General features: G+C 53.0%; 25 protein-coding genes. 9 read left to right on the top strand and 16 right to left on the bottom strand.

Annotated elements, in window-relative coordinates; genetic code table 11:
- Positions 1 to 260: 260 nt before the first annotated feature.
- Complete coding sequence (locus B9Z46_RS02360) at positions 261 to 1,778, top strand: metallophosphoesterase family protein (protein ID WP_108254395.1); 1,518 nt, start codon at positions 261 to 263, stop codon at positions 1,776 to 1,778.
- Positions 1,779 to 1,787: 9 nt separating this feature from the next.
- The gene (locus B9Z46_RS02350) at positions 1,788 to 3,263 is read left to right on the top strand and encodes a metallophosphoesterase family protein (protein WP_158268386.1); all 1,476 of its coding nucleotides are present in this window, start codon (positions 1,788 to 1,790) and stop codon (positions 3,261 to 3,263) included.
- A gap of 1 nt (position 3,264) precedes the next feature.
- On the opposite strand, the gene B9Z46_RS02345 is transcribed toward B9Z46_RS02350, so the two are convergent.
- From B9Z46_RS02345 to B9Z46_RS02315, 8 genes are read right to left on the bottom strand one after another with little or no spacing between them, the layout of a single operon-like run.
- A complete protein-coding gene (locus tag B9Z46_RS02345) occupies positions 3,265 to 4,725 on the bottom strand; it encodes an amidohydrolase family protein (protein ID WP_108254392.1) in 1,461 nt (486 codons plus the stop codon).
- Positions 4,725 to 5,636 carry a MurR/RpiR family transcriptional regulator gene (locus tag B9Z46_RS02340; RefSeq protein ID WP_108254391.1) on the bottom strand — a complete coding sequence of 304 codons (912 nt, stop codon included), beginning with the start codon at positions 5,634 to 5,636 and terminating at the stop codon, positions 4,725 to 4,727. Before B9Z46_RS02340 ends, B9Z46_RS02345 begins: the two co-directional genes overlap by 1 nt.
- Before the next feature lie 4 nt (positions 5,637 to 5,640).
- Entirely contained in the window at positions 5,641 to 6,912 is a 1,272-nt protein-coding gene (locus tag B9Z46_RS15185) for an amino acid deaminase (RefSeq protein ID WP_199220531.1), read from the bottom strand.
- 6 nt (positions 6,913 to 6,918) lie between these two features.
- Positions 6,919 to 7,884: an ABC transporter ATP-binding protein gene (locus tag B9Z46_RS15180; protein ID WP_199220530.1), complete on the bottom strand. Its 966-nt coding sequence runs from the start codon at positions 7,882 to 7,884 to the stop codon at positions 6,919 to 6,921.
- Positions 7,881 to 8,918 (bottom strand): ABC transporter ATP-binding protein, encoded by a 1,038-nt coding sequence (locus tag B9Z46_RS02330; RefSeq protein ID WP_233245884.1) that lies wholly within the window; start codon positions 8,916 to 8,918, stop codon positions 7,881 to 7,883. The genes B9Z46_RS15180 and B9Z46_RS02330 overlap by 4 nt, the downstream gene beginning before the upstream one ends.
- The gene (locus B9Z46_RS02325) at positions 8,915 to 9,757 is read right to left on the bottom strand and encodes an ABC transporter permease (RefSeq protein ID WP_108254390.1); all 843 of its coding nucleotides are present in this window, start codon (positions 9,755 to 9,757) and stop codon (positions 8,915 to 8,917) included. The genes B9Z46_RS02330 and B9Z46_RS02325 overlap by 4 nt, the downstream gene beginning before the upstream one ends.
- Entirely contained in the window at positions 9,750 to 10,709 is a 960-nt protein-coding gene (locus tag B9Z46_RS02320; protein WP_108254389.1) for an ABC transporter permease, read from the bottom strand. Before B9Z46_RS02320 ends, B9Z46_RS02325 begins: the two co-directional genes overlap by 8 nt.
- A 10-nt stretch (positions 10,710 to 10,719) precedes the next feature.
- Positions 10,720 to 12,255, bottom strand: coding sequence for an ABC transporter substrate-binding protein (locus B9Z46_RS02315; protein ID WP_108254388.1), 1,536 nt, complete (start codon positions 12,253 to 12,255; stop codon positions 10,720 to 10,722).
- A gap of 196 nt (positions 12,256 to 12,451) precedes the next feature.
- On the opposite strand from B9Z46_RS02315, the gene B9Z46_RS02310 reads away from it, so the two are divergent.
- Positions 12,452 to 12,847, top strand: a complete 396-nt coding sequence (locus tag B9Z46_RS02310) for a RidA family protein (RefSeq protein ID WP_108254387.1) — start codon at positions 12,452 to 12,454, stop codon at positions 12,845 to 12,847.
- On the opposite strand, the gene B9Z46_RS02305 is transcribed toward B9Z46_RS02310, so the two are convergent.
- Positions 12,823 to 13,638 (bottom strand): ferritin-like domain-containing protein, encoded by an 816-nt coding sequence (locus B9Z46_RS02305; RefSeq protein ID WP_108254386.1) that lies wholly within the window; start codon positions 13,636 to 13,638, stop codon positions 12,823 to 12,825. The genes B9Z46_RS02310 and B9Z46_RS02305 overlap by 25 nt on opposite strands.
- Before the next feature lie 58 nt (positions 13,639 to 13,696).
- On the opposite strand from B9Z46_RS02305, the gene B9Z46_RS02300 reads away from it, so the two are divergent.
- Together B9Z46_RS02300 and B9Z46_RS02295 are read left to right on the top strand one after the other, a co-directional pair.
- The gene (locus B9Z46_RS02300) at positions 13,697 to 14,221 is read left to right on the top strand and encodes a gamma carbonic anhydrase family protein (RefSeq protein WP_108254385.1); all 525 of its coding nucleotides are present in this window, start codon (positions 13,697 to 13,699) and stop codon (positions 14,219 to 14,221) included.
- Complete coding sequence (locus tag B9Z46_RS02295; protein ID WP_108254384.1) at positions 14,214 to 15,203, top strand: Hsp33 family molecular chaperone HslO; 990 nt, start codon at positions 14,214 to 14,216, stop codon at positions 15,201 to 15,203. Before B9Z46_RS02300 ends, B9Z46_RS02295 begins: the two co-directional genes overlap by 8 nt.
- On the opposite strand, the gene B9Z46_RS02290 is transcribed toward B9Z46_RS02295, so the two are convergent.
- From B9Z46_RS02290 to B9Z46_RS02265, 6 genes are all read right to left on the bottom strand, one after another.
- Positions 15,200 to 15,904, bottom strand: a complete 705-nt coding sequence (locus tag B9Z46_RS02290; protein WP_108254383.1) for an AAA family ATPase — start codon at positions 15,902 to 15,904, stop codon at positions 15,200 to 15,202. The genes B9Z46_RS02295 and B9Z46_RS02290 overlap by 4 nt on opposite strands.
- A complete protein-coding gene (gene pnuC / locus B9Z46_RS02285; protein ID WP_233245883.1) occupies positions 15,894 to 16,472 on the bottom strand; it encodes a nicotinamide riboside transporter PnuC in 579 nt (192 codons plus the stop codon). Before pnuC ends, B9Z46_RS02290 begins: the two co-directional genes overlap by 11 nt.
- The gene (gene ftsB, locus B9Z46_RS02280) at positions 16,472 to 16,747 is read right to left on the bottom strand and encodes a cell division protein FtsB (RefSeq protein ID WP_108254381.1); all 276 of its coding nucleotides are present in this window, start codon (positions 16,745 to 16,747) and stop codon (positions 16,472 to 16,474) included. The genes pnuC and ftsB overlap by 1 nt, the downstream gene beginning before the upstream one ends.
- A 38-nt stretch (positions 16,748 to 16,785) precedes the next feature.
- On the bottom strand, positions 16,786 to 18,069 hold the full coding sequence (gene eno / locus B9Z46_RS02275; RefSeq protein WP_108254380.1) for a phosphopyruvate hydratase: 1,284 nt from the start codon (positions 18,067 to 18,069) through the stop codon (positions 16,786 to 16,788).
- Positions 18,070 to 18,136: 67 nt separating this feature from the next.
- The gene (gene kdsA, locus B9Z46_RS02270; protein ID WP_108254379.1) at positions 18,137 to 18,991 is read right to left on the bottom strand and encodes a 3-deoxy-8-phosphooctulonate synthase; all 855 of its coding nucleotides are present in this window, start codon (positions 18,989 to 18,991) and stop codon (positions 18,137 to 18,139) included.
- A 21-nt stretch (positions 18,992 to 19,012) separates the two neighbouring features.
- Entirely contained in the window at positions 19,013 to 20,680 is a 1,668-nt protein-coding gene (locus B9Z46_RS02265; protein WP_108254378.1) for a CTP synthase, read from the bottom strand.
- A gap of 78 nt (positions 20,681 to 20,758) precedes the next feature.
- Between B9Z46_RS02265 and coaBC the strand changes: the two genes are divergently transcribed.
- Positions 20,759 to 21,976, top strand: a complete 1,218-nt coding sequence (gene coaBC, locus B9Z46_RS02260; RefSeq protein WP_108254377.1) for a bifunctional phosphopantothenoylcysteine decarboxylase/phosphopantothenate--cysteine ligase CoaBC — start codon at positions 20,759 to 20,761, stop codon at positions 21,974 to 21,976.
- A gap of 42 nt (positions 21,977 to 22,018) precedes the next feature.
- A complete protein-coding gene (dut, locus tag B9Z46_RS02255; RefSeq protein WP_055361916.1) occupies positions 22,019 to 22,468 on the top strand; it encodes a dUTP diphosphatase in 450 nt (149 codons plus the stop codon).
- 50 nt (positions 22,469 to 22,518) lie between these two features.
- Here dut and B9Z46_RS02250 read toward each other — a convergent pair whose 3' ends face one another.
- Entirely contained in the window at positions 22,519 to 23,049 is a 531-nt protein-coding gene (locus tag B9Z46_RS02250; RefSeq protein ID WP_108254376.1) for a peptidylprolyl isomerase, read from the bottom strand.
- A 44-nt stretch (positions 23,050 to 23,093) separates the two neighbouring features.
- Between B9Z46_RS02250 and B9Z46_RS02245 the strand changes: the two genes are divergently transcribed.
- Positions 23,094 to 24,257: a cupin domain-containing protein gene (locus B9Z46_RS02245; RefSeq protein ID WP_108254375.1), complete on the top strand. Its 1,164-nt coding sequence runs from the start codon at positions 23,094 to 23,096 to the stop codon at positions 24,255 to 24,257.
- A gap of 130 nt (positions 24,258 to 24,387) precedes the next feature.
- Complete coding sequence (locus tag B9Z46_RS02240; RefSeq protein ID WP_055360391.1) at positions 24,388 to 24,600, top strand: hypothetical protein; 213 nt, start codon at positions 24,388 to 24,390, stop codon at positions 24,598 to 24,600.
- The last annotated feature ends 8 nt before the right edge of the window (positions 24,601 to 24,608 follow it).

The following is a 24,608-nucleotide window of genomic DNA, read 5'->3' as shown; positions in this document are numbered from 1 at the left end:
AAAGACAAGCAGGCACAACTGAGTTATTGGCAATTCGCCACTTGGCAGTCTGTGAAGCGGCAAATTCAATTGGACTTGGCCCAACAATTGGTGAATCCGAACATGCATGCGCACATAGAGCCCGTTCAATTCAGCGTTCAATTGACAGGCAATTCTGAATTGTCTGTTGTTCAACCTAAGCTCCCTTCACATTGGGGAAAAGTTTTGGTGATCGCTAGCAAGCCCCAGCAAAGGTGGGTTGACAGTACTGAAAGTTCGCAATGGATCAAATTTTGAATTTGCGTTGTAAGTTCACACTTCTGGCCCTGTGTGCAGCGCTCACTTCTTGTGGCGGTGGTGGCGGTGGCAGCTCACCCGCAGCACTCGCAGACAATTCAGCTACATCGCCTTCAGGCGTCAGTCCGCCGGTGATCAATCCATTGCCGCCTGATGCAGTCACATCTGGCGTATTCAGCGGAACCTGGGTGATGGGCTCTCCCACGGCTGATTCAGTCACGTTCAATGTGCACAGCGTTGATCAGCAGGGCACTGTCTCCATTGAGTTTGGGACTAGCAGTGTTCAATACGATCAGCAGCTAGCCCCAGTCCAACTTCAGATGGACAAGCCGCTTGAAATGATGCTGACCAATTTGAAAGCAGGTAAGCGGTATTTTTATCGATTGAGATTTCAAGCCAGCAACAGCAAGGATGTGGTGGTCACGCCTGAATATGAATTTCAGACCGCCAAGCCAGCTGGACAAGCCTTTGTCTTTGCCATTCAGGGTGATTCGCATCCCGAGCGGCTCAAAACACAATTTGATGCTGATTTGTACAAGCGTACGCTGCTGCGCGCAGCGGCAGACAAACCTGATTTCTACATCTTGAGCGGTGATGACTTTAGCGTCGACACGCTCAATCCAGACACCATCACGCAAGCCCTAGTACGCGAACGCTATACCTTGCAAAGACCCTATCTCAATCTGATTGGACGTACCTCGCCCTTGTATTTGGTCAATGGCAATCATGAGCAGGCCGCCCGCTATTTGTTAAACGGTACACCCAACAATGTGGCTGTCTGGGCGCAAAACGCTAGGAATTCTCTTTATTCACAACCGGCGCCCAATGCTTTTTATTCGGGCAATTTGGAGCAGGTCCCTTTCATTGGTTTGTTGCGGAATTACTTTGCTTGGAATTGGGGTGACGCACTGTTTGTGGTGATCGATCCTTACTGGGAGTCGCCCGTTGCGGTTGACAATCAATTTGGTGGAGCTGGCAAGCGCCTGAGCATGTGGGATGTGACCCATGGCGATGCGCAATACAACTGGCTTAAACGTACGCTAGAGCAAAGCAAGGCCAAATACAAGTTTGTTTTTGCGCACCATGTCATGGGCACGGGGCGCGGGGGCATTGAATTGGCCAAATTGTGGGAGTGGGGTGGTGAAAGCCAGAATGGGCAGCTTGACTTTGCAGGGCAGCGGCCTAATTGGACAACACCCATTCACCAACTCATGGCGGCTAATAAAGTGAGTATCTTTTTCCAAGGACATGATCACATTTGGGTCCGGCAAAAGCTAGATGGTGTGACCTACCAAACATTGTCACAACCTGCAGACCCCAATTACACCCTGTGGAATGCAGATGCTTACCTCACGGGAGATAAGTTTCCAAACACAGGTTACACACGCGTGAGTGTGAGCCCCAATCAAGTCAAAGTTGATTACGTCAGAACTTACCTCCAAAAAGATGAAGGGCCCGGTAAGGTACATGGCGAGGTCGCTTTTACATACACATTACCTTGAGGTGATTTGATGACATGCCAACCTTTGCGCTTGTGTATCTTGATTTTGGCGTCCGCTGTCTGTGCGAGTTGCGGTGGCGGTGGCGGTGGCGGCGGAACTACGGAAACTGGCACTGTAGCAACGCCTACCGTGACGACCCCAGTTGTGCCAGAAGCCACACAGGTCTTTGAAGGCAATATTTTGTTGGCAGCGCCAACCGATACAAGCATCAAATTACTCGTGCTCACACCACGCTCTGGCGCTGTTAATGTGGCGTATCAATCAAACTTGGCGATGCAGGATCTTCAGATGGCGGCCGGCATGATCACCCCCAACGTCCCCAAAGAAATTCAATTGACTGGCCTCAAACCCAATACGCGCTACACCTACAAACTGACCCTGCAAACCAGCACAGGGAGTTTGGTCTCGTCAACCTACAGTTTCAGCACGGCCAAACCTGTTGGCTCATCATTTACTTTCACGCTTCAAGCAGATTCACATTTAGATGAAAACTCAGACTTGGCGGTATACAAGCAAACCTTGAACAATGTCTTGTTGGATCAACCCGACTTCCACATTGATTTGGGCGATACATTCATGACAGAAAAATACAGCGAACCGCTGTCGGCCACGTTGCAAGCTGCTGCCAACGCCGCCATCGTCAATCAACGTTATGTGTATGAGCGAAATAATTTTGGATTGATGACACATTCAGTCCCATTGTTTTTGGTCAATGGCAATCACGATGGCGAGTTGGGGTGGTTGCTCAACGGCTCAAACAATGTCCTACCCGTGTGGGCAACATCTGCCAGACAAACTTATTTTGCCAACCCAAAACCTGACGGTTTTTATCTGGGAGACACATTGAAAGATGCGCTAACGGGTGACCGAGCTTCGTGGTACGCGTGGCAGTGGGGCGATGCCTTGTTTGTGGTGCTAGATCCATATTGGAGCAGTCCTGCCCAGTCAAACAAAGATGGCTGGAATCTCACCCTGGGCGACCGTCAATACCAGTGGCTCAGCAAAACATTGGCAGACAGCCAAGCCAAGCACAAAATGGTTTTCATCCACAACCTGGTGGGTGGCTTGGATGGGCAGATGCGCGGCGGCATAGAGGCTGCGCCGTTTTTTGAATGGGGCGGTAAGAATTTAGATGGCAGTGCTGGTTTTGCTTCCCGACGACCGGGCTGGGAGCTGCCCATTCATGCATTGTTGGTCAAACACAAAGTGAAAGCTGTTTTTCACGGTCATGATCACTTGTATGCCAAGCAAGATTTAGACGGCATTGTTTACCAAGCCGTACCGCAACCCAGTGCCAAAAACTTCAGCAGTGGCGCAAGCATTGCCAAAGATTATCACTACAACTCTGGCGACATCCAAAGCAGTTCGGGACACTTGCGGATCAAAGTGTCGCCCACTCAAGTGTCGGCTGAATATGTGCGTTCGTGGTTGCCGTCGCAAGAAACATCAACACGCAAAAACCGTCAAGTTGATGCTTCTTGGTGATTTAAGTTCGCGATATGAACTTGCCAGGCCCATGAGTGACCGTGCTTCTATTTTCAAATGACCATACGCCATTGACCATGACCTTTTGAATGCCAACACACATTTCCACGGGTTGATCAAAGGTGGCTTTATCAGAAATGATTTCAGGGTCCAATAAAACCAAATCTGCAAACGAACCGACTTGAATGACGCCTCTGTCTTTGAGTCCAAAACGTTTGGCTGAAAGCCCGGTCATTTTATGTATCGCTTCTGGCAAATTGAAAAGCTTTTCATCTCGGGCGTAGTGACCTAGTACGCGAGCAAATGCACCCCACAGCCGTGGGTGAGGGCGTTCATCATGTGGTAGACCATCGGATCCAATCATGGTGAAAGGGTGCTGCAACACACGCCGCACATCGGCTTCGTCCATCTGAAAATAGCAAGCCCCGCCGGGCATCAATTTCAGGCAAGCCTCTTGTTGGCTCAAATCCCATTGAGTGGCAATGTCCGACAAATAACGTCCCACCATTTCGGGATGTGGATCACTGCGTGTGATCAAAATTTGAATCACACCATCTACCAGGTCGGTCCGCAACAGGGTAGAACCTGCGTTGTAGGGGTACGCATCGAGCCCAATTTCTTGTGTCTTGGCCATTCGGTCTATCAAGGCCAAGGTTTCAATGGTGCGTCCCCAGTTTTTGGGGCCTGCGCATTTGTGATGTGACAGGATCCAAGGTGTACGTCCAGCCTTGGCAGTATCTGCTGCTTCATGCATGGCATCAATGATGCTGTCCATTTCCGAGCGCATGTGTGTGACATACACACCACCGTACTGCCCGACCACGCGTGTGAGGGCTTTCATTTCTTCTGCGTCAGCAGCACCTGCGGGTTGATAAAACAAACCGGAGGACAGACCCAACGCACCCTCTTGCATGGCTTGCGCCAAGTGTGCTGACATGGCTGAAACTTCGGATTCAGTAGCGGGTCGATTCAAGTTTGTCATGTTGGCTGCACGCAAGGTGGTATGACCCACCAGAGACGCTACATTGACGGACGGTTTGGCAGCTTCAACGGCCTTGGCGTAAGAGCTGAGGCTGGGGTATTTGAATTCGGTGGTGTGCAACAGGTCCAGGGGTGAAATGGGATTCTGCGTGACCCAAGGAACCAAAGACAAGCCGCAATTGCCGGTAATGACAGTGGTGACACCTTGCGACACTTTGGCCAGCATCTGAGGGTCGCGCAGAACCTGCGCATCGTCATGGGTGTGCACATCGATGAAGCCTGGCGCTAGGGTAAGGCCTTGGCAATTGACGATGTCATTCGCGCCGCTGGTCTTTGGATCAATGTGAGATGCAATTTGAGCAATGCGATCGTCACGAATCAAAACGTCACAAACCTGTGCAGGCGACCCAGTGCCATCGATCAGGCTGGCATTTTGCAGTAAACGTGTGTGCACTGGATTGCTTGCGTTTGCGTGTTGCATCAAGTGGGTTCTTTCTCTGCATGGGGCCAAGTCCAATGAATCCAAGGATGTTGATCAACGTCTTGACCATGTTGCTGCAAGACCTCACGGTATTGAGTCTGTAGTTCAATGGCCTTGGGCCCCAACTTTTGCAAGACCAAGATCATCAAGAGTTCAATCACCAAAAGGTGTGCAATGTAGGCTTCGGTTCCCACGCGCATCACGGCGTCGGGGGGCACCATGACATCAATCACCACATCCGCTATGTCAGCCAAAGGTGTGTGAGGCTGCGTGATGGCAATCACTTTGGCACCTTGTTGACGCGCAAACGTCACCGACTCTAAAAGGAAGGGCATGCGGCCCACGTGCGAAATGGCCACAGCAACGCCATGGATGCCCAAGGAGGCCGCAGAAATCAGTTGCTTGTGCGCATCATGTATTGCGTGAGCCGATTTGCCCAGACGAAAAAGTCGTCCTTGCAAATCGTCTGCCATGAACGCCGATGTGGTGCCAACTGAATAGCAATCAATGCGTGTGGCTTGTGCAATGAGATCAGCCGCTTCGTTGAGTGTGTTGGGGTTGAGTTGATGTTGCAATGCAGTGAGGGAGGCTGCTGTGCTGCCCAAAATCTTTTGGATGACGACTGCGCAATCATCTTCAAGGCTGACGGCTCGATGCACTGAGGACGTTCGTCCCAAATCTTGCGCCAGTGCCAATTTAAATTCACGGACACCTTCAAAGCCAAACTGCCTTGCGGTTCGCATGATGGTGGGCATGGAGACATGCGCTTGTGCGGCCAAAGCATCGACGCTCATTGTCAGTGCCTGTTCAGGATCTTTCAAAATCAAGGCAATGACCTGTTGCTGCGCACGTGGCAAAGCATTGGCCTTGGTTTTCAGTCGTTTGAGCAGCGAGGAAGCTACAGCGTTCATGATTTTAGAAATTTACAGAAATTGCATCGACCACGTTGAATTGCTCGTCGATCATTGGCATCCAGCGCCATTTGTCAAAAGTCGTACAAGGATGTGAAATACCACAGCCTACTAACTGTCCTAGTTGTGGCTGTTCATTGACAGGTGCTGAAGCGTCGAAGCGCAGATAGGCGTGTTGGTCGTTCAGAGCTTCTATTTGCCAATGCGCAGGCACACCCTGGGTACTTGTATCTCCTAAGTTGGCACGCCAAATGGCAACCGGTAAGTCCAAGTCGTAGGATACGTCGCGTTTGCCCATGGTGAGGAGGGCCAAGCCTGGCTCTGGGCAAGATTGCACGCTGCTGATGACTTCCAAGGCTGGCTTGAGGGTCTCGCGTAAGTTCAGTCGTTCTCCCACACACTGCAACATTTTTCGGTATTGAACATGGTCGTGGGTGAGGTAACAGCCTGAACGCAAAATGCCGCGTGCAGGTCGTTTCAAATGCGGCTTGAGATCCTTGGCCACCAAGTCAAAGATGGCTGATCCGCCAGCGGTCAGTAAGACTTCATCGTGCTCAAATAAATGCTCCGCTTCGCAAGCGATGGCCAGTTGCTGTAGGCGTGCCATCAGGGTTGCGACATGCGTTTGATCGTGCGCATGATTGCAAGTGGCCAATGCACCTTCGTAGGTTTCAACACCACACAGTTGAATATGGGGTGTCGCCTTGATGCATCTGGCCAATTCAAGCGCTTGCGTGTGGTCGCGACAACCGGTGCGTTTACCGTCAATGCCTAACTCAATCAAAACCGTGAAGTTGGCGTGCGAATCTCTGCTAGCCCGCCATTGTGCGATGGCTTCCATTTGCGCCATCGAGTCGACCAGGAAGTAAACACGCAATTCTGGGAAGGCCTCCAGGAGTGAGGCCAAAGCATCAAGGTCGGGCGCTTGGTAAACCTGGTTGGCAATGATGATGCGCTTCACCCCGTTGCGTGCTCCTAAGCTGGCTTGAAACACCGTGGCAAAACTGATGCCCCATGCGCCAGCGTCCAATTGCAGTTGGTACAACTCTGGTGACATGGTTGTTTTGCCGTGTGGGGCAATGTCCAGGCCGCGTTCTTTGCAAAAATTTTGCATCCAATGCAGGTTGTGCAGGAGGGCAGATTGGCGAATGATGGCCAGGGGAAAGGGCAGGTCACCCTTCAGGACTTGCCATTGCTGAGCTCCAGCATCTCTCAGATCGATGGGCGCCAAGTGGCCTGGAAAACCTTTGAAGGTGGCGTTAAGTTGGAGTGTCATGGGTTCTTAGATCTCATCAAGGCGTATGCATGCGGCAGCATGTTCAGGGCTCAAGTGTTTTAGTTCTGGCATGTGTTCAGCACATTGCGCAACGGCATGTGGACAGCGTGTTCTAAACACGCAACCAGACGGTGGGCTAAGAGGGCTGGGCGGTTCGCCATGTAAAACCACCACAGGCGCAGGTTGGCTAGGGTCTGGAATGGGTGCGGCCGCTAGCAGCGCTTGGGTATAGGGATGGCGTGGCTTCGCAAACAATTCTGCCGCGGGGGCTGCTTCCATCACCCGCCCCAAATACATGACCACCACGTGGTCACACAAATACTCGACCACATCGAGATCGTGCGAGATAAAGAGCAGGGTCAGACCCAATTGTGATTTCAAGCGAATCAACAGGTTCACAATTTGGGCTTGGATGGACATGTCCAAAGCGGACAGCGGTTCATCCGCCACAATGAATTTAGATTCTGTGGCCAATGCGCGTGCAATCCCTAGGCGTTGTTTTTGACCGCCGGAAAATTCGTGAGGAAAACGTGTGACGTGCTCTGCCTTCAGACCGACCAGTGTCAACAATTCATGAATGCGCGCTTGGCGTTGTTCACCCTTGTGCAGTTGATGGACGTCTAGCACTTCATTGAGCATGTCGCCAGCGCGTTGGCGGGGGTTCAAGCTGGGGTCTTGAAATACCATCTGCATTTGGCGGCGCATGGGTCGCATGGCGGATGTAGAGAGGTCTTGGATGGCTTGGCCATCAAAATTGATCTTGCCTTCGGTGATGGGCACCAGTTTCAAGATGGCACGGCCAAGTGTGCTTTTGCCAGAGCCCGATTCACCCACCAATCCCAGGGTTTGACCCGCGCGAATTTGCAAACTCACGTTGGCAACAGCGCGCACGCGTTGTGCGCCTTTGCCAAATTCCACGCTCAAGTTTTCCAGCTGAAGCATGACAGGGGGTAGCGCGTTTGTGGCGGTCATGCGGCAAGCTCGAAGTGGCACAAAGCCTTGTGTTCTGCAGACCCAAGCCATGCAGGGGGAATTTCTTTGCAGGAAGTTTGGCAAGCGCTGCATCGTGGTGCGAAGCTACAGCCTTGCGGTGTTTCGGCCATCGAGGGTGCTTGCCCGGGAATGTCTTGCAATGCGACAGTTTGACCGGTTTGCTTGGAAAGTTGTCGCGCTCTACCTGGTAAACAAGCCAGCAATCCCTGCGTGTAGGGGTGCTGCGGTTTGGCAAAAACTTCATCTACTTTGCCGTGCTCCACAATTTGACCTGCATACATCACGGCCACGCGTTCTGCATGGTGCGCCACCACACCCAAGTTGTGCGTGATGAACAACATGGCCATGCCGGTGTCCTTTTGAAGGCGACTCATTAAGTTCAGAATTTGCGCTTGAATGGTCACATCCAAAGCGGTGGTGGGTTCGTCAGCAATCAACAGGCGAGGTTCGCACACCATCGACATGGCGATCATGACGCGCTGGCGCATGCCGCCAGACAGTTGATGCGGGTACTCGTAAAAGCGTTGATGTGCTGCCGGAATTTCAACTTGTTCCAATGCGCGCAGTGCGCGGGCGTTGGCCGCGGCTTGGTCGAGATCCAAATGCAAACGCACCGATTCTGCAATTTGCTGCCCCACCGTCATGACAGGGTTTAAGCAAGTCATTGGTTCTTGAAAAATCATGGCCACTTGATGGCCGCGCAGTTTGCGCATGGCTTGCTCAGAAAGGCTTAGTAGGTCTTGTGCAGGTTCTGTGCCATTTTGAAACACCACTTCGCCTTGATAATTCCATTGCGCGTTGCGGGCAAGCAATCGCATGATGCTCAAAGCTGTCAGTGACTTGCCGCTGCCCGACTCACCAACCAAGGCCAGCGTTTCGCCGGGCATCACCTCAAAATCAATACCACGGACCAATTTCATTCGCGCGTTTTTTTGAACCAGTGTGGTTTGCAAATTTCGAACGCGTAAAGTTGGAAGTGAAGGGTGCATTGCCGCTACAGTGTCTTGGTTCATACACTGCCTTTAAGCCGAGGGTCCAACAAATCGCGCACCCCGTCGCCCAGTACTTGCAATGACAAAGCTGTCAACACAATGGCCAGTCCAGGAAAGACCAAGGTCCATAGTGCACGATCTGCGTACTGTGTGCTGGAGGCCACCATGGTGCCCCAGGTGGGAATTTCTGCGCCCACACCCACCCCTAAAAAAGACAGGCCAGCTTCAGCCAATAAGGCATAGGCAAAAATGAAACTCAGTTGCACCAAGATGGGCGACATCAAGTTGGGCAGTATGTGATTGAACAACAAGCGCGGTGTGCTCAGGCCCACGGCATGCGCGGCCTCGATGTAGGGCAACTCACGAATGACCAAAGTGGACGCGCGAACCACACGGGCGACGCGCGGGGTGTAAACCAAGGTGAGGGCCAGAACCACATTCACAGGACTGGCGCCCAAAATAGAAACCAGCGCAATGCCCAACAAAATATCCGGAAAGGCCATCATGGCATCCACCAAGCGCATCAAAATGGCATCTAGGCTTTTGAAAAAACCCGCCAACAAGCCCATTAAGGTGCCGAAGAATGCGGCCAACACAGCGGTACCTGCACCAATGGCCAGCGAGTAACGCGCACCATAAAAAATCCGACTTGTGATGTCGCGGCCCAGTTCATCAGTACCAGACCAGTGGTTCCAGTTGGGTGCTTTCAGCCGTTGACTGACTTTCATGGCCATCGGTTCATAAGGCAAAACCCAAGTGCACAAAATGGCCATGAGCACCATGACCAACAGAAGCAAGGCAGCAATGAGCACCACGCGACGTGCAAACAAAATTCTCAATGTTTCGCGCCACTCAAGCATGTCTTACCCTTGGGTCAGCCACCATGTACAAAACATCGATGAAAAAATTGATGATGACATAGACCCCTGCAATGGCCAGTAAGGCACCTTGAATGATGGGATAGTCCCTGCGCAACACAGCGCGTACGACCAAGTTGCCAAGGCCGGGCAAATTGAAAACAGTTTCCGTTACCACTGCACCTCCAATCATGAGGGCAAGTGTCAAACCCAAGACGGTGAGGATAGGGACCAAGGCATTGCGCAAACCATGGTTCAGCACCACTGATATTTCAGATAAACCCTTGGAGCGCGCGGTGCGAATGTAATCTTCATTCAAGATGTCAAGCATCGAAGCACGGGTAAAGCGAATGATGAGGGCTGAGTTCAGAGTGCCCAAGACGAAAGCAGGTAACAGCAGGTGATGCAGTCTTGTGGCCCAGGTGGCGCCTGGATCACCATAGCCAGAAACAGGAAACCATCCTGCACCTACAGCCAACAACTGAATCAACACCAAACCCATCCAAAAGCTTGGCATGCTGGCCCCCAGCATGGCCAATGTGCTGACGCATTGGTCGATCCATTGGCCTCGCCACACGGCGGCTGCAATGCCACATGGAACGCCAATCAGCATCGCCATGCTGACTGCCAATACTGCTAGGGTCAGAGTGGGTTCAACACGGTCCAACAACACTTGTGTGACGGGCATCTGCAGAAAAATGGATTGCCCCAAATTGCCTTGCAATATTTCTGTAGCCCAATATATAAATTGCGTCAGCAAGGGTTGGTCTAAACCATAGCGTTGTCTGGCCAAGGCGATGTCTTGAAGGCTGGCTTGATCACCCAGCAGCAAAGCAATCGGGTCGCCCGCTGCCAGCCGCGTCAAAATAAATACCAACACCGACACCAAAGACAGCACCGCCAACATGCCGCCAAAGCGGCTCATCAGCGAGCGTCCAAGGTGTTGAAACTTCATTGAGTTAGCCTTACTTGGCCAAGCCTGTGTTCCAGAAGAATGGCCAAGTGGCGGGGGTGTAACCTTCCAGTCTCGAAGATCGAGCAGACAAGCTGCTGAACTTACCGACGTTGATGTACGGCACTTCGGTGTAGACCACTTGCTGTACAGCAGACCACAACTGAGCGCGTTTGGCAGGGTCTGTGGTGTGGTTGAAATCACCTAAGGCTTTGGCCTTGGCAGGTGAGCTCCACCAGCCGGGTGCACCTTCTCCCAATTGAGGCGGTGACAGCATGGGCTCTGGGAATTGGCCAGAGTGCGTCATGTAAATGTCCCACACTTTGGAGTCGCCACGACGTTGAACCAAGGTGGCCCAATCCACCACTTGCATTTCAGTTTTGAAACCAGCTGCGCGCAATTGCTCGGCCATCACTTGCACCATGGTGTGATGGAACTCGTATTGGCGGCTGGTCAAGAGACGAATGGTTTCGCCTTTGTAGCCTGCTTTGTCCGCCATCTCTTTGGCGCGTTTGGCATCTTGCTTGTTGTATTGATCGTTACCTGCTGTTGAGAAATAAGGCGTACCTTGTGGAAAGTGATTTCCTTCAACGGTAAAGAAGCGTTTGTCGCCATAAGCGGCCGTCAACATCTCGCCTTCACCAATGGCAATTTGAATCGCTTGACGAATCCCTTGGTTGGCCAAGACACCTTCTTTGGTGTTGAAGACCATGTAGGGGAAACCAAAGGAGGGCGTGATGATGGGCACCACACTTGGGCCACCTTTTTCAACGCGAGGCAAAGCGTCAACATTGAGTTGATCTGCAAAATGAAACTGTCCAGACAAGGCGCCTTCAACACGTGTATTGGCATTGGGAACGGGCGTGAATCGCAACTCATCTAGCAAGGCCTCGCGCTTGCCTGCATAGCCCGAGGGCGCTTCTGTGCGTGCGCTGTAGGCATCAAAACGTGTCAGCACCACAAACTGATCAGGCTTGCGCTCTTTGAATTTGTAGGGGCCCGTGCCAATAAAGCTCACCAATGGATTGGCAATCGATTCTTTGGCCATGATGATGGCCATGCCTGAGGGCAATGCCAATTGCGCTAACAGGGAAGCACTGGGCGCAGAAAATTTCCACTCGATCGTGAGCGCACCTTTGGCATCCAAACTCACAGTATCTTTGCCGACCGATTTGCCTCGAGGGGCCATGTCCATCCAGCGCTTGAGTGAGGCCACCACATCTTGCGCATCCAAGTCGCGGCCGCTGTGCAATTTCACGCCCTTGCGAATGTTGATGGTGTAGGTGAGTCCATCGGCAGATACTTTGGGCATCCCATCAGCCAGCATGGGGACTGCATTCCACTTGCCGTCAAATGTGTACAGGGTTTCGTAGACGTGTTGCATGATCGTTCCAACCAAGTCGGCTGTAGACGCCATGGGATCCAAGCTTTGAGGTTCACCAATCATGGCCAAGTTGGCGGCGCCGCCCTTGGGAGGTGCTGCCAAGGTGGCGAATGGCAAAGTGGCCATGAGCAATGCAAGCAAATGTCGACGGGGCAAACGCAGCATGAGGATCTCCTTAGGTTTAAGACACAAAATGTAAGTTTTTTACATTTTTGACTCTATGTCATTTCAAAATAAGGTGCAAACAGGGTTTTCCTGTAAATAAAAGATAGATTTGACTTGTAAGCTATGTAGATTCATTGTGACGCTCGCTGTGTTTGTGGGCGTGTACACCAAGCTTTGACCACCAAGAAAGATCAATATGCCTGTAGAAATGTTGGGAACTTCTCCGATTGCCTCAGACCGTTTGACAAGACCCTTGTCGCCCGCAACTCGCGCAGGCGACTTTGTCTTTGTATCAGGTCAAGTCCCCACCAACGACCAAGGTGAAGTGGTGGTCGGTGGTATTGAGGCGCAAACACGCCAAGTCTTTGAGCGCTTAAAACAAGCCTTGGCTTTGGCAGGTTGCACTTTGGACGATGTGTGCAAAGCCACCGTGTGGCTGAATGATGCGCGCGATTTTGGCAGTTTCAATCGTGTTTACATGGAGTGCTTTGGCAACCATCGCCCCGCACGTTCCACCACTGAAGCGCGATTGATGATCGATGCCAAAGTTGAAATTGACGTAACGGCTTACAAGCCGTTGGCAGCCAAGTAATTCAGTTCTTCATCGTCAAAGCCAGCCAAGCGCCGTGCTTCGAGGTTGTAGGGCGATTTAAGTTTGGGCGCATCGTATTGCACGATCAATTCGCGGTAGGTGGCAATGGGATCGAGGCCGCGTGCTTGGCAGACATGTCGGTACCAATGATTGCCCGCGGCCACATGGCCAATTTCATCTTCCAAGATGATGTCCAAAATGCGGCCAGCTGCCAAGTCGCCAGCGCTGATCAATTTGTTCTTCACGCCGGGGGATGCATCTAGTCCCCGAGCTTCCATGGTTCGGGGCACCAGACCTATGCGCGCCAAGATGTCGCCCTTGGTGCGCTCGGCCATGTCCCATAACGAGTTGTGCGCAGGGAAGGGGCCATAGTCAAAGCCCATGCCCACCAAATGTTTTTGAAGCAGCAAAAAGTGTTTGGCTTCCTCTTTGGCAATGCGCACCCAGTCTCGGTAAAAGTCTTCTGGCATGCCCTTGAAGCGCCACACCACATCGAGGGCCAAATCAATGGCGTTGAGTTCGATGTGGGCAATGGCATGCAGCAACAGGGCGCGGCCCTCGGCTGTGTTCAGGGGTTTGGCTTTGAGACTGGTGTGAGACACCAAGACCGGCTGGGCTGGGCGACCCGGAATGTCGCCAGGATCGGCGATGCTGGCTTGGGTGGCCACCTCCAATGTCTCGGACAGCGCCAAAGTCAGCTCGGCCTTGCGAACGGCATTTTGCTCGCGCAAGGGCGTCAGGACGGCCTGTCGGAGGTCGGTCTGAATGGGGGGCGTTTCAGCGCGGGGCATGCCCTATTTTAGGGGTGCCTACAATGGAGGTTTTGAGTCAAGGCTAAAGAGGTCTGAAATGGCAATTTATTCATTGGATGGCAAAGCGCCCGTGGTGGCTGAAAGTGCCTGGGTGGCAGACAGTGCACAGGTCATCGGTGCCGTCGAATTGGCCGCCAATGCCAGCGTTTGGTTTGGCACCGTGGTGCGTGGTGATACCGAACTGATCAGCATTGGCGAAGGCTCCAACATTCAGGACTGCAGCGTGCTGCACACCGACATGAACAAGCCTTTGACCATTGGGAAAAACGTCACAGTAGGCCACCAAGTGATGCTGCACGGTTGCACCATTGGCGATGAATCTCTCATTGGCATCGGCGCAGTGGTTCTGAATGGCGCCAAGATTGGCAAGAATTGTTTGGTGGGTGCGGGTTCTTTGGTCACCGAGGGCAAAGAGTTTCCCGATGGTTCCATGATCATGGGATCTCCCGCCAAAGTGGTTCGTGAGCTCACACCCGAACAAATGCAGGGCCTGCGCATGTCGGCTCAACGCTACATCGCCAACGCACATCGATTCAAATCAGGTTTGAAAAAAATTGTCTGAACTTCATAAATTTCTTTTCGAGGGCTTGCCCGTTCGGGGCGCTGTGGTTCGCTTGACCGATGCTTGGCAAGAGATTCTCAAGCGCCGTGCCGCCAACAACGAAACCGGTGCCTATCCAGCGCCTGTGACTGCGCTTTTGGGTGAGATGTCTGCGGCTGCTGTTTTGATGCAAGCCAACATCAAATTCAATGGTGCCTTGGTCTTACAGGTTTTTGGTGATGGTCCTGTCAAGTTAGCGGTGGTGGAAGTGCAACCCGACTTTGGGGTGCGTGCAACCACCACCCTACAAGGCGAAGTGGCCGCAGATGCTAGCCTAAGTCAGATGGTGAACCAAAACAACGAAGGCCGTTGTGCCATCACCCTGGACCCGCTCGATCGTTTGCCCGGACAGCAGCCTTACCAAGGTGTGGTGCCCTTGTTTGGTGACCAGAAAGAGAAGCTTGAAAAATTGAGCGAAGTGCTGGAGCACTACATGCTGCAATCAGAGCAACTCGATACCACCTTGGTCTTGGCGGCCAACATGGAGGTGGCTGCAGGCATTTTGATCCAACGCTTGCCGTTGGAAGGCGTTGGCAATTTGGCTGGCAAGTACGACGCGGTCGAGCGCGAAGCAGCCTTGGGTCAAAGCGAAGACTACAACCGCATTTCTATTTTGGCCAAAAGCTTGAAAGCCGAAGAGTTGTTGGGATTGGACGTTGAGACCGTGTTGCACCGTCTTTTCTGGGAAGAGCCTTTGCTTCGCTTTGAACCTTTGGTGGGCGAGGCCGGACCCAAGTTTCATTGCAGTTGCAGTCGCGAGCGTGTGGGCCGCATGATCAAAGGCTTGGGCGTGGAAGAGGTTGAAAGTATTTTGTCCGAACGCGAAAACATTGAAGTGGGTTGTGAGTTTTGCGGCAAGCAATACCACTTTGACCCCGTTGATGCGGCCAGCCTCTTCACGCAACCCGACGTCACGCCGCCAACGGGTCCTTCAGTTCACTAGCCCTTGGCTTGAAGCAGGTCACTGAACAGGCGATGTTCACAGTCTGCGTCGCTGCATAAATCACAGCGCCAGGCTGTCCTGCCTTGGTTCAAGCCAAACTGCGCCCCCTTGCGTTGTGTTTGCGCTGACTTGAAAGAGGCCAGCTGCTTGCCAATGTCTGCATGAAGTGGATCGATGCCTTGCTGAATCGCCATGAGGGCCGCATTCAAGCGTGCTTCATGTTGGCCATAGATCACCTTGAAAGGGATGCTGGCACTGCTGAGTGCTTGTCGAAGCATGGCATCAATGGGCTCGCGCACGTGGGCCCCATCGCGTTGCAAACCATCGGGCACCCACGCAATGTCCAAGCCCATGACCAAGGTCAAATCAAATTGAGCCTGATGGGCCAATGCGTCGGCATAGAGGCTTTTGTCTTGAAAAATGAAATCGCTGTAAATGGCGGTCATCAATGGACTGGTGTCGGCGATGATCCAGCCTGAGGCAAGGCCGAAGATGCGATGAGCTTGTTCTTGCGCAATGTCGGCTTGTTCGTGTTGAAGTGGCGTTCTGCCCCGTAAGTCGCACCATTCGCGCAAAACTTCGGGAACCACCGTGGCACTCAATCCTAGAGATTGAAGGGTTTGGGCAATGCCCAAACTCAAGCTGGTTTTGCCGGTGCTTTCGGCGCCCAAGAGGGCAATGCGAACTGCTTCAGCGCCCATGTTGAGTCCGCCATGCTTTAAGGCCGATGTAGCTGAGGATGGCAAACAACACATACAGCAGGGCGGTTAGCCAAAGTGACTTCACCAACATCAAACCCACTGTGATGATGTTGACCACCAGCCATACCCACCAATTTTCGATTTTCTTTTTGGCGAGTAAATATTGCCCTAGCAAACTGAGGGTCGTGACCAAGGCATCCCAAATGGCCACATCACTGTCGGTGTAGCGGTTTAAAAAATACGCCATGACAGGCCATGCCAACAGGGTGACGGCCGCAGCTTGTTTGAGTTCGATAGAGTTCAGTTGACTTATCTTCAGCGGGGAAACTGTCTGCACGTCGGGGTTGACCGACTGCGTGCCTTTGCGCCATTGATGCCAGCCCCATAACGCAGTCAAAATGAACATCACTTGCAAGGAGGCTTCGCCGTAGAGTTGGCTGTTCCAGAACACCAAGCCGTAAAGGACTGAGCTGAGAATGGCCAAGGGCCAGCCCCAATGTATTTCTTTGATGTTGCAATACACCATGGCCAAGGACAACACGAAACCGGCCAACTCGACCGGGTCCATCATTTTTCGATCTGCACGAAAATTTCGTTGGACTTGACCATGCCCAGTTCATGGCGAGCGCGCTCTTCGACGGCGTTCAAACCTTCTTTCAGGTCGTTCACCTCGGAGCTGAGTTGGCCATTGATGCGCTTGGCTTTGGCATTCAACTCGTTTTGCTCTTTGATTTTACTTTCAAGCTCGATGACAGTGGGAACGCCGCCTTTGCCAAGCCAAATCTGTCCTTGCAAGATCAGCAGCAAGGCGATCAGGACAGCTGGCAAAAAGCGGTTTTCCATGAGCATTGAAAAGGTCTGTGGGTGCGTATGACGGCAGATTAGCGCAAATTGTAAAACGCTGAACGACCTGGGTACTCGGCCACGTCGCCCAAGTCTTCTTCAATGCGCAACAGTTGGTTGTACTTGGCCATGCGATCGCTGCGGCTCATGGAGCCCGTTTTGATTTGACCGGCGTTCAAGCCCACGGCAATGTCGGCTATGGTGGCGTCTTCAGTTTCACCAGAGCGGTGGCTGATAACGGCGGTGTAACCCGCGCGCTTGGCCATCTCGATGGCCGCAAAAGTTTCGGTCAAGGTGCCAATTTGGTTGATCTTGATCAGGATCGAATTGGCAATGCCTTTGTCGATGCCTTCTTTCAAAATCTTGGTATTTGTCACGAACAAGTCGTCGCCCACGATTTGAACCTTTTTGCCCAAACGCTCGGTGAGCAATTTCCAGCCATCCCAGTCGCCTTCGGCCATGCCGTCTTCAATGCTGATGATGGGGTACTTGTCGACCCAAGTGGCCAACATGTCAATCCACTGCTCGCCAGTCAAGGACAAGCCTTCGCCTTCGAGTTCGTATTTGCCGTCTTTGTAGAACTCGCTGGCAGCGCAATCGAGGCCAATTGCAATTTGCTCGCCAGCGGTGTAACCGGCTGCGCTGATGGCGTCCAAAATCATTTGGATGGCTGCTTCGTGGTTGGGCACGTTGGGCGCAAAGCCGCCTTCGTCTCCCACGGCAATGCTCATGCCTTTGTCGTGAATGATTTTCTTCAAAGCGTGAAACACTTCAGCACCGTAACGCACGGCTTCGCGGAAGCTTGGCGCGCCCACGGGGATGATCATCAACTCTTGCAAGTCGAGGTTGTTGTTGGCGTGTGCGCCGCCATTGATGACGTTCATCATGGGCACGGGCAATTGGCAACCGTTCATGCCGCCAAAGTAACGGTACAAGGGCAGGCCAGATTCTTCAGCTGCAGCACGTGCCACGGCCATCGACACAGCCAACATGGCATTGGCGCCCAAGCGGCTCTTGTTGTCGGTGCCGTCCAGGTCGATTAAGGTTTTGTCGAGGAAGGATTGCTCGGAGGCATCGAGGCCCAACACCGCTTCTGAGATTTCGGTGTTGATGTGTTCAACCGCTTTCAATACACCTTTGCCAAGGTAACGGTTCTTGTCGCCATCACGCAATTCGATGGCTTCACGACTGCCGGTAGAAGCGCCAGAAGGCACTGCGGCACGGCCCATCACACCTGACTCTAACAACACATCGCATTCAACGGTGGGGTTGCCGCGGCTGTCCAAAATTTCGCGTCCCACAATGTCAACAATCGCACTCATGTTTACTTCTCTCTGTCTAAATTAAAAATCGTTCAATCCCAAAACCCAAGTCGGATCATGCAATCAATCACTGGAAATTGTTTTCGAGGAAAGGGTTCTTTTTGGTTACTGCGTCAAGTTCCAATAAGGTTTCCAGCAAGGCCTTCATGTGCTGCAAAGGCACGGCATTGGGGCCGTCCGACATGGCTTGTGCAGGGTTGGGGTGTGTTTCCATGAACAGACCTGCCACGCCCACCGCAACGGCTGCACGTGACAAGACCGGCACCATTTCGCGCATGCCGCCAGAGCTGGTGCCTTGGCCGCCAGGCAATTGAACGGAGTGGGTGGCGTCATACACCACGGGTGCGCCTGTTTCTCGCATGATGGCCAAGCTGCGCATGTCGGACACCAAGTTGTTGTAGCCAAAGCTGGCGCCGCGCTCGCAGGCCATGAAGTTGTCTTCGGGCAAGCCAGCATCGCGGGCTGCCGCACGGGCTTTGTCAATCACGTTCTTCATGTCGTGAGGGGCCAAGAACTGACCCTTCTTGATGTTGACCGGTTTGCCCGATTGCGCCACTGCGCGAATGAAGTCGGTTTGACGGCACAAGAAAGCGGGGGTTTGCAACACGTCCACGATGGCGGCCACCGTAGGGATGTCGGCTTCGGTGTGCACATCGGTGAGGATGGGGACGTGAAGTTCACGCTTTACTTTGGCCAAGATTTCCAAACCTTTTTCCATGCCAGGACCCCGGAAGGTACTGCCAGAAGAACGGTTGGCTTTGTCGTAACTGCTCTTGAAGATGAAAGGGATGCCCAAAGCCGACGTGATCTCTTTCAAGGTGCCGGCCGTGTCCATTTGCAATTGCTCAGATTCAATGACGCAAGGGCCGGCAATCAAGAAGAAGCGCTGGTCTAAGCCAACATTAAATCCGCACAGTTTCATGGTGTTCCTTGTTGGCTTGATTTAAGCAACGGCTTTCAGGTGCTTGGCACCCTTTTGATGGTCAATCGACGCTTTGATGAACGCATTGAACAAAGGATGTCCATCCCAAGGGGTGGATTTGAATTCAGGGTGAAATTGCACACCCACAAACCAAGGGTGAACGTTAGTGGGCAGTTCCACAATTTCAGTCAATTGTTCGCGCTGCGTCAGTGCGGAAATGACCAAGCCTGCTTTGCGCAGCGTGTCGAGGTAATTCACGTTAGCTTCGTAGCGGTGACGGTGACGTTCTGTGACCACGGGGCCATAGATGTCACGTGCCAAAGTACCTTCAGACACGTCAGAGCTTTGTGCGCCCAAACGCATGGTGCCACCCAAATCAGATTGCGCATCGCGAACTTGGATGGTGCCATCGGCATCTTTCCATTCATTGATCAAGGCAATGACGGGGAAGGGTGTGTCGGGTTCAAACTCGGTGCTGTTGGCGTTGGTCAAGCCTGCAACGTGACGCGCATATTCAATGGTGGCCACTTGCATGCCCAAGCAAATGCCAAGGTAAGGCACTTTGCTTTCGCGTGAAAAACGCGCCGTTTGGATTTTGCCTTCAACGCCGCGCTTGCCAAAACCGCCTGGCACCAACACGCCATCGAACTTGGCCAATTGCGCCACGGTTTCTGGCGAAATGGTTTCGGAATCGATGTGCTCAATTTTGACGCGCACATGGTTGCGCATGCCGGCATGGCGCAAAGCCTCGTTGACCGATTTGTAGCTATCGGAAAGTTCAACGTATTTACCCACCATGGCAATGGTTACTTCGCCTTGAGGGTGTTCGGTTTCGTAAACCAAATCGTCCCAACGCTTGAGGTTGGCGGGTGGGGTGTTGATGTGCAAACGGTCGCAGATGAGGCCATCCAAACCTTGCTCGTGCAAGACGCGTGGCACTTTGTAAATGGTGTCAACGTCAGGCATGGAGATCACGCCCCAGCTCTGAACATTGGTGAAGAGCGAAATCTTTTCTTTTTCGTCTTCAGGAATCATGCGATCAGCACGGCACAGTAGCGCGTCGGGCTGAATGCCGATTTCGCGCAGTTTTTGCACAGTGTGCTGTGTGGGCTTGGTTTTCAGTTCGCCTGCAGCGGCAATCCATGGCACATAAGTGAGGTGGACGAAGGCTGCGTTGTTGGGGCCGAGGCGCAAGCTCAGTTGGCGAACGGCTTCGAGGAAGGGCAGGGACTCGATGTCGCCCACAGTGCCGCCAATTTCAACGATGGCCACATCGACCGCTTCAGGGGTGCCAAAGCCAGCACCGCGTTTGATGTAGTCTTGAATTTCGTTGGTGATGTGGGGAATGACTTGAACGGTTTTGCCCAAGTAGTCACCCCGGCGTTCTTTTTCAAGCACGCTTTTGTAGATTTGCCCCGTGGTGAAGTTGTTGGCCTTCTTCATGCGGGTGTTGATGAAGCGCTCGTAGTGGCCCAAATCCAGGTCGGTTTCGGCGCCATCGTCGGTGACAAACACTTCACCGTGTTGAAACGGTGACATGGTGCCTGGGTCGACGTTGATATACGGGTCCAGCTTGATGAGGGTGACTGAGAGGCCGCGCGATTCGAGGATCGCGGCGAGAGAGGCGGAGGCAATTCCCTTACCCAGGGAAGACACCACACCACCGGTGACGAAGACGAATTTGGTCATGTCCAGGACGGGATGCTGAGCACCCGGGAGATGGAAAACGAGATTATAAAGGTCTCCTGATCTGCTACATTGCCGAACATGAACGATTTGCACGGAAAACGCATTGTTTTAGGACTCACCGGCGGCATCGCTTGCTTCAAAGCGGCGGAGCTTTGTCGTTCGCTGGTCAAGGCGGGTGCACAAGTGCAAGTGGTGATGACCGAGGCTGCAGCCCAATTCATCACCCCCGTCACCATGCAAGCCTTGTCTGGCCAAGCTGTCTACACCTCGCAATGGGATGCCCGTGAGGGCAACAACATGGCGCACATCAATTTGAGCCGCGAAGCTGATGCCATCTTGATTGCACCGGCCAGTGCCGATTTCATGGCCAAACTGATTCATGGCAAGGCCGATGAGTTGCTCAGCCTGATGTGCCTGGCCAGACCCCTGCAAAAGGTTCCCTTGATTTTGGCGCCCGCCATGAACCGTGAAATGTGGGCGCATCCAGCCACCCAGCGCAATGTGGCGCAATTGAAGGCCGATGGTTCACATGTCCTAGATGTAGGACAGGGTGATCAGGCTTGCGGCGAAACCGGTGACGGCCGCATGCTGGAGGCCGAGGAAATTGTTGAAGAGCTGCGCGCTTTTTGGACTCCCAAAGTTTTGGCGGGCCGACAGGTGTTGATTACCGCAGGTCCCACCTACGAAGCCATTGACCCCGTGCGCGGCATTACCAATTTGTCGAGCGGCAAAATGGGTTTTGCCATTGCGCGTGCAGCGCAACACGCTGGCGCCAAGGTCACCTTGGTCGCTGGGCCCGTGAGTTTGCCTACGCCTCGTGGGGTGTTGCGTGTGGATGTACGATCTGCATTGCAAATGCACGATGCTGTTAACCACGCTGCACCGCATGCCAGCGTCTTCATTGCGGCCGCTGCGGTGGCCGATTGGCGACCAGCCTCGGCCGCTGATCAAAAAATCAAGAAAGACGGCTCGGGAGAAACGCCTGAGCTCAGCTTTGTTGAGAACCCTGATATTTTGGCCACCGTCGCCAAGTCACCCCGTGCACAAAGTGGCGAGTTGTATTGCGTCGGCTTTGCAGCCGAAAGCCACGACCTGCTGGCGCATGCCACCGCCAAACGCGCGCGCAAAGGTGTGCCTTTGTTGGTGGGCAACATTGGCCCCAGCACCTTTGGTCAAGATGACAATGCCTTGTTGTTGGTGGATGCACAAGGTGCCAAAGAACTTCCGCGCGATACCAAAACCAAGTTGGCTCATGATTTGATTCAAGACATTGCCAGCCGCCTTCGCACACCCTGAACGCTTTCACTTCAAGCAAATTCTGAGCGCTTACCCATCATGATGAACGTTGACGTCAAAATCTTAGACCCTCGCATGGCCGATCAATTGCCTGCCTACGCCACACCGGGCAGTGCCGGTCTCGATTTGCGCGCCTGCTTGGATGCGCCCATCACCCTGCAGCCCAATGCTTGGCAATTGATTTCAACAGGCCTGTCGGTGTACCTCAAAGATCCCGGCTATGCCGCCATGTTGTTGCCGCGATCAGGTTTGGGGCACAAGCACGGCATTGTGCTCGGCAACTTGGTTGGATTGATCGACAGCGATTACCAAGGTCCCCTCATGGTGAGTTGCTGGAATCGCAGTCAAGAAGCCTTCACGATCCAGCCCATGGAGCGCATTGCTCAAATGGTCATCGTGCCTGTGGTGCAGGCACGCTTCAATGTGGTGACCGAATTTGATGCGCCTAGTGAGCGCGGTGAAGGTGGCTACGGCTCAACTGGCAAACGTTGAGTTGTGTGGAACATCCGCATGCAATTGCGGCTGCTCGTTCATCTTTAACTTCAGTGCAACAAGCCGCCTGTATCGGGCGCATCACCAATTTCAATCTTGAAAAAGCCTGTGCCGCAGGTGCCAGCTTCTTGCTCTTGCTCTGTGGCAATGCGCACATGGTTGACCTTCAAACTGAGACGAAGGGCAATGCCAGACAAAGGGTGATTGCCATCTAGCACCACATGCTCGGGGTAGATCTCTGTGATGGTGTACAGCACATTGCGCGGCGCATCGGGGTTGCAGGCCGCTGGCAAAGCGGTGCCTTCAATGGTGAGGCCTTCTTGGATGTCTTTGGGGAATAGGGCGCGCGGCTCTAAGAAAAGCAAGTTTTCATCGAAATCGCCAAAAGCATCTTCGGGTTCAAGGTGCAGGTCGACTTTGGCACCTACGCTGTGCCCTTGTAGCGCTTCTTGAATTTTGGGCAGCAAATCATGACCGCCCACATAGAAAGCCACGGGCTCGTCGAGTTCGTCCAAAACTTCGCCCAAAGTATCTTTGAGCGTCCAGGTCAGTTCGACCACACATTGAGAAGTAATATCCATCCCAGAATTGTCGCAGTTTTGAAATCGATTTGAATCAAGTTCCTATGCAAAAAAACACAGCTTTAGCATTGTTGGGTGGCTTAACGCCCGAACAGTTTATGAAACGCCACTGGCAGAAAAAGCCTTTGTTGATTCGCCAAGCCCTACCTGACATGAAGCCGCTCATCGAGCGCAGCCAATTGTTAGAGATGGTTGAAAGTGAAGAAGTTGAGTCTCGTCTCATTGTGCGCAAAGGCGCCAAATGGACCTTGAAAAAAGGGCCGATGGGGCGCAAGAGCTTGCCCTCCCTGAAGACACCCGATTGGACGGTGTTGATCCAAGGCGTCGATTTGCACAATGACGCGGTTCACAGCTTGTTGCAACAGTTTCGCTTTGTGCCCGATGCACGTCTGGACGATTTGATGATCAGTTTTGCGTCTGAGGGTGGCGGTGTGGGGCCCCACTTTGACAGCTACGACGTGTTTTTGTTACAGGCTCATGGGCAACGCAAATGGCGCATCGGACGGCAAAAGAAGTATGAATTGCAGGAGGGTGTGCCTCTCAAGATTTTGAAAGATTTCAAGCCGGAAGCCGAGTTTGTCTTGAATCCAGGTGACATGCTCTATTTGCCGCCTGGCTATGCACACGACGGTGTCGCGGTCGGTGAGTGCATGACCTATTCGATCGGTTTCAGGGTGCCGCGCAGTGCTGAATTGGCCAGCGAGTTGTTGATGGGCTTGTCCGAAGAAGTGACGGAAGACCAGGGCACCGCCAGCGATTTACTCTACCAAGATCCGCACCAAACCGCTGCAATTCAAGATGCCAGCGTTCCAAAAGCTTTGCAGGAATTTGCAGCCCAGTCTGTGGCCAAAGCCCTGAAAGACCCCCAAATTCTGAATTGCTTGCTGGGCGAATCGCTCACCGAGCCCAAACCCAATGTCTGGTTTGATGCGCCGGATTTTGATGATCTCCCAAGTTTTGAGTGGCCAGCTCCGATACGTTTAGATCGCCGGACCAAGATGTTGTTTGATGCCAAACACATTTTCATCAATGGGGAGAGCTTCAGGGCCGCAGGCAAAGATGCCAAGTTATTGCGCAAGTTGGCCAATGAAAAGACCTTGTCCAAGGCCTTGGCCGCTCAGCTCAGTGATAACGCGGCCGAATTGATGCAGGCCTGGTGGGAAGAGGGTTGGTGGCACTGTGAGGCCAGCAGTGCACCAAGCGCTTGATATATAAAGCTATAATTCGAGGCTGGACAGTGAGAGCTCGAGTGCTTACTGTTCTGTCAACAGGGTTTATTCTAATCTTGATGGCAATTTCCCGGAAATTGTTTTTTCACTAACTTTAAGGAAAATAATCATGAACAAGTCTCTCGTTTTGGCTGCCGTGATCGCTGCTGCTGCTTTGGCTGCTTGCGGTAAAAAAGAAGAAGCTGCTCCTGCACCAGCCCCCGCTGCTGCTGCACCAGCACCTGCTGCTGAAACACCAGCTGCACCTGCTGCTGATGCCAAGCCTGCTGACGCTGCGGCTGCACCTGCCGCTGCTGCTCCTGCAGAAGCTCCTAAGAAGTAATTCTTGGC

The organism is Limnohabitans sp. Hippo4, assembly GCF_003063605.1.
Lineage (GTDB): Bacteria > Pseudomonadota > Gammaproteobacteria > Burkholderiales > Burkholderiaceae_C > Limnohabitans_A.
The sequence above is the reverse complement of the archived record's forward strand: the minus strand, read 5'-3'. Positions and strand labels throughout refer to the sequence as shown.